This is a genomic window from Trichococcus sp., assembly GCF_049684335.1.
Lineage (GTDB): Bacteria > Bacillota > Bacilli > Lactobacillales > Aerococcaceae > Trichococcus.
This window is the reverse complement of sequence record NZ_JBAVFV010000049.1, coordinates 1-8,327: the sequence shown is the minus strand read 5'-3', so window position 1 is coordinate 8,327 and position 8,327 is coordinate 1. Positions and strand designations below refer to the sequence as shown.

Genomic DNA, 8,327 nt, shown 5'->3' with positions numbered 1-8,327 from the left:
GGATAGCAATACTATTATACCGTTAAACATCGTTATGTCCAAGCGTCGCACTCCTCCCATATTCTCAAACTATACTAACATAAATATTGTGAAAAAAAAACAAGGAAGCTCGTTTTTGTCCGACCATCTGCTAAGAATTTACTAAGAAAATCGTTTACATTTGTTTTCCTGTTAAGGTATAATAATATGTTACAACACATCAGAATGAAATTGTGGGCTATTTACGTGAATGATTTGTGTATATTATCTACTCAACTAAATTAATTGCCAGAGAATAATTGGCTCAAAAAAAAGAGGCCATCTCTGGCCTCTTTTCTCAGTTGGATCTGTTCTTCGAAACGCCGATACGGTTGATGGCTTTCGATAGCGAGATCTTCGCGCGTTGGAATTCTTTTTCATTTTTGATGTCAAGCGCCTCCATCATTCGTCTTTCGGCGCGTTCTTTCGCGACTTCAGCACGGTCGATGTCGATATCTTTTTCGCGTTCCGCACTGTTCGCAATGATGTTGACGATATTGTCACGCACTTCCATGATGCCGCCGTTGACGGCAATATGGTTCTGCGCCAACTCATCGGTCACACGCGTTACAATCAGATCGGCAATCGCCAAAGGTACAATGATCGGGGTATGGTTTGGCATGATGGTAATGCCGCCGTCTGTTGTCTTGGCGGTCACCGCTTTAGCGCGATGCTTAAAGGCGATGCCATCCGGCGTCACCACATTGACTTGCAAGTATGCCATCTCATTCCCCTCCTTTATAGCCTAATTCTTTCGCTTTATTCAGAACTTCTTCAATCGTACCGACGTTACGGAAAGCTTCTTCCGGTACTCCGTCGTACTTACCTTCCACGATTCCTTTGAAGCCGCGTACGGTTTCAGCTACAGGAACATATGATCCGGGAACGCCGGTAAAGGCTTCGGCCACATGGAAGTTTTGGGACAGGAAGAATTGGATTCTTCTTGCGCGGTTAACAGTGATTTTTTCTGAATCGGAAAGTTCATCCATCCCAAGGATAGCGATGATATCCTGTAGTTCACGATAACGTTGCAGAATGCGTTGCACTTTAGTTGCCACGTCGTAATGCTCATCCCCGACGATTTCCGGAGATAACGCACTGGAAGAGGAAGCCAACGGATCTACAGCGGGATAAATCCCTTGTTCCGTCAGTTTACGTTCCAAGTTGGTCGTTGCATCCAGATGGGCAAAGGTTGTTGCCGGTGCTGGATCGGTATAGTCATCCGCCGGTACATAGATTGCTTGAATGGAAGTGATCGAACCATCTTTTGTGGAACTGATCCGTTCCTGCAGTTGGCCCATTTCTGTCGCTAATGTCGGCTGATACCCTACCGCTGAAGGCATACGGCCCAATAGCGCGGAAACTTCGGAACCAGCTTGGGTGAACCGGTAAATATTATCGATGAACAACAGAACATCCTGTTTTTCTTCATCACGGAAATGTTCCGCCATTGTCAAACCGGACAAAGCGACTCGCATACGCGCACCAGGTGGCTCATTCATTTGACCGAAAACCATGGCTGTTTTTTTGCCGACGCCTGATTCCTGCATTTCGTGGTAAAGGTCGTTTCCTTCACGCGTACGCTCACCGACACCCGTGAATACCGAGATGCCTCCATGCTGTTCGGCTACGTTATGGATCAATTCTTGGATCAGTACCGTCTTACCGACACCAGCTCCACCGAAGAGCCCGATTTTTCCGCCTTTCAGATAAGGCGCCAGTAAGTCGATGACTTTGATGCCTGTTTCCAGGATTTCAAAGTTACTGCTCAACTGATCAAAAGTCGGTGCTTTTCTGTGAATGGATTCACGACGGAAATCATCAGGAATATCGCCCTTCAAATCAATCGCCTCACCCAACACGTTGAAAACACGGCCCAGCGTGCCTAAACCAACCGGCACTTTGATGGGTGCACCAGTATCGACGACAGTCAAGCCTCTTTGCAGGCCATCCGTCGATTCCATTGCGATTGCGCGTACCACACCATTCCCGAGTTCAATCGAAACCTCCAATACGATGGTTTCTCCTTCTTCATTACTCCCAGCTTTGGGTGCCTTGTGTACAATCAGCGCATTGCGGATGTCCGGGACACCGTCTTCCAATGGGAAGCCAACGTCGACTACCGGCCCGATTACTTGTACAATATGACCTTTTTTCATGCCTTTTCCTCCCATTTTCTAATCTTCCAGAGCAGAAGCTCCACCGACGATTTCGGTGATTTCTTGCGTGATTGCAGTCTGTCTCACACGGTTATATTGAATCGTCATATCGTTGATCATATTGTTCGCATTATCGGTGGCGCTCTTCATGGCCGTCATGCGGGAAGCATGCTCGGATGATTTAGCATCGATAATGGCACCGTAAATCAAACTTTCCGCGTATTGCGGAAGTAAAATTTCCAAAATTTCTTCTTTGTTCGGTTCAAAAAGATAATCGACTTCGTAACCGACAGCTTCATGGGAATCCAAGTCCGTCAACGGCAGCATTTTTTCAGCCCGATACTCTGAGATCAAAGCGTTGACATGATGTTTGTAACAAACGTACAACTCATCAAAAGCACCATCACGATAGAGTTGGATTGCCTTCACTACGATATCACTGACTTCTGTGAAGCTTGGCTGGTCGTTCAGGTCCCTGATTTCGAATGCGACTTCGATGCCGCTCTTTCTGAGATCATCAGCTACCGCTCCGCCGACCGACAGGACAACAAACTCATCGTTTGAAGCGTGGTCGATTGCAAGCATGTCTTTCGTCGCTTTCAGGATCGAACTGTTGTATCCTCCTGCCAAGCCTTTATCGGAGGAAATGATCAGATAGCCAGTTTTGCGGACCGGACGTTCAATCAACATATCGTGGAAATCGACCAGAACTTGGTCGTTCGCTGATACATGACCATGTTCTTCAAGCAAAGATAATTGTGTGCTGGCTATATGTGTTACGATTTCGCGTATTTTTGCTGCATAAAGCTGATATCCCCGCACCTTTTGTTCGGCGCGGATCAGTTTGGAGGCAGATACCATTTGCATGGCGCTTGTTATTTGACTTGTCTTCTTTGTGGAAGCAATGCGTTTCCGGATGTCTATTAAAGACTCTGCCATATTATCACCTCAATATTATCTGTTCATGCTGACCAAGCTACTCGACATGCGGAATAAAGATGCCTGCAAATGCACTCAGGGCTTCATCCAAGTCTTCCGTAGGCGGCAAGTCTTTTGTCTCCGAAATGATGGAGAACAGATTTGGATAGGACATTTTGACGAATTTGAAGAGTTCAGACTCATATCGTTCGATGTCCTGCACCGGAATGGAATCGATATATCCATGCGTTAATGCATAAAGAATGAGAACTTGTTTTTCGACATCCAAAGTCTTGTGCAAGTCCTGCTTCAGTATTTCCACGGTTCTGCGGCCGCGGCTAAGGCGTTTCTGTGTGGAAACATCCAAGTCCGAACCGAACTGAGTGAATGCTTCCAGTTCGCGATAGCTGGCTAAATCGATACGCAGCGTGCCGGATACTTTTTTCATTGCTTTGATTTGAGCAGATCCGCCGACACGGGAAACGGATAGCCCGGCAGATAGAGCCGGACGGATTCCCGAGAAGAAGAGATCGCTTTCCAGAAAAATCTGACCATCCGTGATGGAGATGACATTCGTCGGAATATATGCGGAGATATCCCCGGCTTGCGTTTCAACGATCGGCAAGGAGGTGATGGAACCACCGCCCAATTCATCATTCAATTTTGCTGAGCGTTCCAACAGACGGGAGTGCAAGTAGAAGACATCCCCAGGGTACGCTTCGCGACCTGGCGGACGACGCAACAGCAAGGACATTTCACGGTAAGCAGCCGCCTGTTTGGAAAGATCATCATATACGATAAGGACATGTTTGCCTTTGTGCATGAACTCTTCTGCCATCGCTGTAGCAGCGTAAGGCGCGATATAGAGCATCGGCGCGGATTGCGAAGCACTGGCAGTCACTACAATCGTATAATCCATTGCATGATATTTTTTCAACGTTTCCGTCATATTACGAACTGTCGATTCCTTTTGTCCGATTGCCACGTAGATGCAGATAACATCTTTTCCGCGTTGGTTGATGATGGTATCGATCGCAATGCTTGTTTTCCCGGTTTTGCGGTCACCAATGATCAACTCCCGTTGGCCTCGACCAATCGGCACCAAAGCATCCAATGCTTTTAGGCCGGTCTGAAGAGGTTCTCTGACGGACTGACGAGCCATAACGCCCGGCGCTGCGTTTTCAACCGGTCTTGTGCTCGTCGTTTCGATGCTGCCTAAACCGTCCACTGGGTTGCCTAAAGCATCCACAACACGCCCGATCAAAGCATCTCCAACCGGAACCTCCATGATTTTGCCTGTACGTTTGACGATATCGCCCTCATGGATATTTTCATAAGCTCCAAAAATGATGATACCGACATCGTTCATCTCCAGGTTTTGGGCCATGCCGATGGAACCATTGGAGAACTCCAACAATTCACCGGACATAACGTTCTCCAAACCTTTCGCGCGTGCGATTCCGTCACCTATATAGGTAAGTTTTCCAATTTCTTCAAACTCTGATACAGATTGAAAAGTGTTGATCCTATTTTTGATCAATGAACTCAAATCTTCGTTTTCAGTAGCCACATTATTCACCTCTTCAACCCTATTAATCTTTCAGGATATGTCTCTTCATTTCTTTCAACTTCGTAACGATGGTATTGTCGAAATAGTGGTTTTCCGACTCCAACCGAACGCCGCCCATAACCGTGGGATCGACCACTTCAGTCACAAAGAAGGTCGCTTCGCCGAGTCTTTTTTCCATTTTGTTCATGATGCGTTTTTTTTGTTCCGCCGTTAAAGGAACCGCAGAAATTAATTTCATATTCACGAACTCTTTTTTATTCTCATACAGCGCATTGAACGCCTTGAGGGAAGCCAAGATACCTTCGTTATCAAGATTATCTTGGAGTCCCTCGAGAAACTGAAGCGTCTCGGGAGCGAGATACTTCACAGCCAAATCAAGATTTGGCTTCTCGCCCGCGGCTGCATCTGCATGATTGAGGGCATCCTTTAACTGCGATAGATCGAGATAGAGCCTATCCGCAGTCTTCGAATCTGTCAGGCGGTTATAGTAGGCTTGCACATAGGCTTCTACAGTAGCGATTGCTTTACCGTCTCTATCCATATCAATCATCCAGCCCTTCAATGAAAGCCTCGATCAAAGTTTGTTGTTCTGCTTGATTGATTTCTTTGCCGAGAATCTTTTCAGCGATTTCCAATGATATGATTCCAATTTCGGCGCGTAATCCTTCAAGAGCTTGTTTTCTTTCGAGTTCAAGCTCTTTTTGGGTCACTAGTTTGATTCGTAATGCATCTTCTTTTGCTTCTTTAATAATGTCTTGTTGTATTTCATTGCCTTCCGCCTGAGCCCGGTTCAAAATATCGCTCGCCGTTGTTCTGACTTCTACCAGCTGCGCATTGACTTCCGATTGTTTCTTCTCGGCATTCTCGCGCGCTGCTGCAGCTTTATCAATATTTGCATGTATCATTTCTTCCCGATCCGTTAAGATCTTCATCAAAGGCTGCCATGCGAATTTTTTGATAAGAGCCATCAATATCAGAAATGACAGCAGCGTGACAATCGTATCACCTAAAGCGGTGATCTCTCCCAATACGAGATTGGCTGTCATTATCATCCCTCCTGTAGTTATCTGTCTTTCTGGTCCCTATTATTGGAAAATCAGTAAGAAAGCTATAACTACCGCCATGATGGGAACAGCTTCAATTAAGCCGACACCGATAAACATCAAAGTTTGTAATTTGCTTTGTAATTCTGGTTGTCTGGCAATCGCTTCGATTGTAGTAGAAATAACCTTTCCGTTTCCTAATGATGCTCCGATGGCCGCACCGGCAACCGCAATAGCAGCTCCTATAAAGTTCATAATAATAATCTCCTTTTTCTCATATAATAATGCACACTTATTAAGCTCATGGATCAGCAGTTTATTCCGCTTCGATCTTATGGGCGAGGTAAACCATAGTCAACGTAGTGAAGACGAAAGCTTGGATGGATCCGATGAAGATGGAGAATCCTTGCCAAACCATTTGGAGTGGAATTCCAACCACCCAAGTCAGCAAGCCGTAAGAATTCGCTAATGAAGCTATCAATCCCAACAAAATTTCACCGGCATAAATATTTCCGTAAAGACGTAACGCCAATGTCAATGTGTTCGTGAATTCCTCCAATATTTTGATCGGCATGAGAGGTGCGACTGGGCGAACATAGCTGTTCATGAAATATTCCTTGAACCCATTTTCTTTAATACCAAAGTAATGCGTCAGCAAAATCACCATCAAGGCCAAGCCTAATGTGACGATTGGACTGGCTGTAGGACTCTTCCAGTAGGAATAGCCATCAATGTTCAAAATGAACATTAGCCCTAACATATTCGCTACCCATACAAATAGGAACAAAGTGAATCCCAACAAGTGGAATTGTTGCCCCACTTTCCAGTGAAGCGAGCTGGAAATCATGTTCCGGATAAAATCAACCAAATATTCAATTGCATTTTGACTTTTGGTTGTTGGTCTTATCGCCAGTTTCCGGGTAGCAATAAAACAAAATAAAAAAACGATGATGCAGGTCGCCAATACGCTAATGATGATATTCAAACTGAAACCCAATCCCATAAAATGGATGACTTTAGATTCAGCTTCCAATAATTTCACCTCTTTTCAATACAAATAAAAAAACAGCTATGCCAAACCTAGTCCACGCTACATTATTTTTAAAAGACATTCGTAAAAGCAGACAACTAATTCAGCTGGACCTCCCATACTCTAGTCACAATAAGTGGCTATTTCATAAGTTTCTTTGCACATCTGTTCAACATCGCTAATCATAACACCAACTTTATCGAAATTCAAAGCAAATATACGGAGTATAAGGATATTTCCGGCCTTTTCATGAAAATGATGAAAAGATACCGCCTTCATAATCAAAGATACTCAATACATAAATATACTTATAGGATTATGAAAATCCGAAGGTTGACTAAAAAGTGTTTCGAACTGGGGAAATAAAAGCAAATTTATTGTCTTTCATGCTACCCTCCAAACCCGTCGGCACTGTAACCTTAAGCGATTGAAGTATAACTAACTTAACTTGCACAAAAAAAACTGAGCCAGAAATACCCATCGGATTTCTGGCTCAGCCCATTATTTTCACTTTTCAAGATTATGTAAATTGGAAGATCGCTCTCATGATAATATTGACTGTTTGACAATTATGGACACAATTGCCTCAATGCCATTTTGAACGCTTATTTTGTGCCGAACAGTCGGTCACCAGCATCCCCTAACCCAGGCAGGATGTAGCTGTTTTCGTCCAATCTTTCATCCAAAGAAGCTGCATAGATATCCACATCAGGATAAGCAGCGTGCAATGCTTCAACTCCTTCAGGTGCTGCCACAAGGCAAATGAATTTCATGGATGATGGTGACGCGCCTCTTTTTTCCAACGCTTCGATAGCTGCGATAGCTGATCCGCCTGTCGCCAACATTGGGTCAACGATGAACAATTGACGTTCTTGGATGTCCGTCGGTAATTTCACGAAATATTCTACTGGTTCTAATGTATCATGGTCACGGTACATGCCGATGTGGCCAACTTTTGCAGCAGGCAACATCGCCAAGAAACCATCGACCATCCCTAAACCTGCACGCAAAATCGGAATGATGGCAACTTTTTTGCCGGATAATGTTTTTTGAGTCGTTTTAACCAATGGCGTTTCGATCTCGATGTCTTCCAAAGGCATGTCCCTTGTTACTTCATAAGCCATCAACATGGCGATTTCGCTTACTACTTCACGGAATACTTTTGTTCCACACTCTTTCTCGCGGATGATTGTTAATTTGTGTTGAATCAACGGATGATTCATTACATGGAATTCTCCCATATACTTTTGCCCCACTTTCCTATTTTTGCTCAACTTATTGTAATGGAAAACCGCTATAAATACCAGAAATAAAACAATGAGAAAACACTGAAAGGTATGTTTAGGAAGAAATAACTCCAGATATGCTTGTTTGCAGGAGTGGCGCATGCGTACGCGAAGAAAAGAGCCGCCTCATTAAGAGACAGCTCTTCGATAATTTATTATGCTTCAGTTGCAGCTAGTTTTGTTTGAAAATAAATAGCTGAAAAATGCGCAAAAAGTCACTCCCATGCTATAATTTAAGTGGAAAAAATTTTTTTAGTTTGCTCTAGCCTGTTGCCGCAGTCCTAGAGCTTTTTTTGCGTCGTA

9 protein-coding genes are annotated in these 8,327 nt (G+C 44.3%); all 9 read right to left on the bottom strand.

From position 1 onward, the window contains the following. Positions 1–316 precede the first annotated feature (316 nt). Positions 317–742, bottom strand: a complete 426-nt coding sequence (locus tag WBM30_RS09005) for a F0F1 ATP synthase subunit epsilon (protein WP_424900405.1) — start codon at positions 740–742, stop codon at positions 317–319. A gap of 1 nt (position 743) precedes the next feature. Then, on the bottom strand, positions 744–2,177 hold the full coding sequence (gene atpD / locus WBM30_RS09000) for a F0F1 ATP synthase subunit beta (RefSeq protein ID WP_424900404.1): 1,434 nt from the start codon (positions 2,175–2,177) through the stop codon (positions 744–746). A gap of 18 nt (positions 2,178–2,195) precedes the next feature. After that, positions 2,196–3,116: a F0F1 ATP synthase subunit gamma gene (locus WBM30_RS08995; protein ID WP_424900403.1), complete on the bottom strand. Its 921-nt coding sequence runs from the start codon at positions 3,114–3,116 to the stop codon at positions 2,196–2,198. 37 nt (positions 3,117–3,153) lie between these two features. Further along, positions 3,154–4,665 (bottom strand): F0F1 ATP synthase subunit alpha, encoded by a 1,512-nt coding sequence (gene atpA, locus WBM30_RS08990; protein WP_424900402.1) that lies wholly within the window; start codon positions 4,663–4,665, stop codon positions 3,154–3,156. A 22-nt stretch (positions 4,666–4,687) separates the two neighbouring features. Next, complete coding sequence (locus tag WBM30_RS08985; protein ID WP_424900401.1) at positions 4,688–5,206, bottom strand: F0F1 ATP synthase subunit delta; 519 nt, start codon at positions 5,204–5,206, stop codon at positions 4,688–4,690. 1 nt (position 5,207) lies between these two features. Beyond that, positions 5,208–5,711 carry a F0F1 ATP synthase subunit B gene (gene atpF / locus WBM30_RS08980; RefSeq protein ID WP_424900400.1) on the bottom strand — a complete coding sequence of 168 codons (504 nt, stop codon included), beginning with the start codon at positions 5,709–5,711 and terminating at the stop codon, positions 5,208–5,210. A gap of 39 nt (positions 5,712–5,750) precedes the next feature. After that, a complete protein-coding gene (atpE, locus tag WBM30_RS08975) occupies positions 5,751–5,963 on the bottom strand; it encodes a F0F1 ATP synthase subunit C (protein ID WP_086627433.1) in 213 nt (70 codons plus the stop codon). A 61-nt stretch (positions 5,964–6,024) separates the two neighbouring features. Beyond that, on the bottom strand, positions 6,025–6,741 hold the full coding sequence (gene atpB / locus WBM30_RS08970; RefSeq protein ID WP_424900399.1) for a F0F1 ATP synthase subunit A: 717 nt from the start codon (positions 6,739–6,741) through the stop codon (positions 6,025–6,027). 602 nt (positions 6,742–7,343) lie between these two features. Then, the gene (gene upp, locus WBM30_RS08965) at positions 7,344–7,979 is read right to left on the bottom strand and encodes a uracil phosphoribosyltransferase (protein ID WP_424900398.1); all 636 of its coding nucleotides are present in this window, start codon (positions 7,977–7,979) and stop codon (positions 7,344–7,346) included. Between the last annotated feature and the right edge of the window lie 348 nt (positions 7,980–8,327).

Coding starts and splice junctions, on each gene's coding strand:
- WBM30_RS09005 (WP_424900405.1), bottom strand. CDS start 742: ATGGCATACTTGCAAGTCAATGTGGTGACGCCGGATGGCATCGCCTTT.
- atpD (WP_424900404.1), bottom strand. CDS start 2,177: ATGAAAAAAGGTCATATTGTACAAGTAATCGGGCCGGTAGTCGACGTT.
- WBM30_RS08995 (WP_424900403.1), bottom strand. CDS start 3,116: ATGGCAGAGTCTTTAATAGACATCCGGAAACGCATTGCTTCCACAAAG.
- atpF (WP_424900400.1), bottom strand. CDS start 5,711: ATGACAGCCAATCTCGTATTGGGAGAGATCACCGCTTTAGGTGATACG.
- upp (WP_424900398.1), bottom strand. CDS start 7,979: ATGGGAGAATTCCATGTAATGAATCATCCGTTGATTCAACACAAATTA.
- atpE (WP_086627433.1), bottom strand. CDS start 5,963: ATGAACTTTATAGGAGCTGCTATTGCGGTTGCCGGTGCGGCCATCGGA.
- WBM30_RS08985 (WP_424900401.1), bottom strand. CDS start 5,206: ATGGATAGAGACGGTAAAGCAATCGCTACTGTAGAAGCCTATGTGCAA.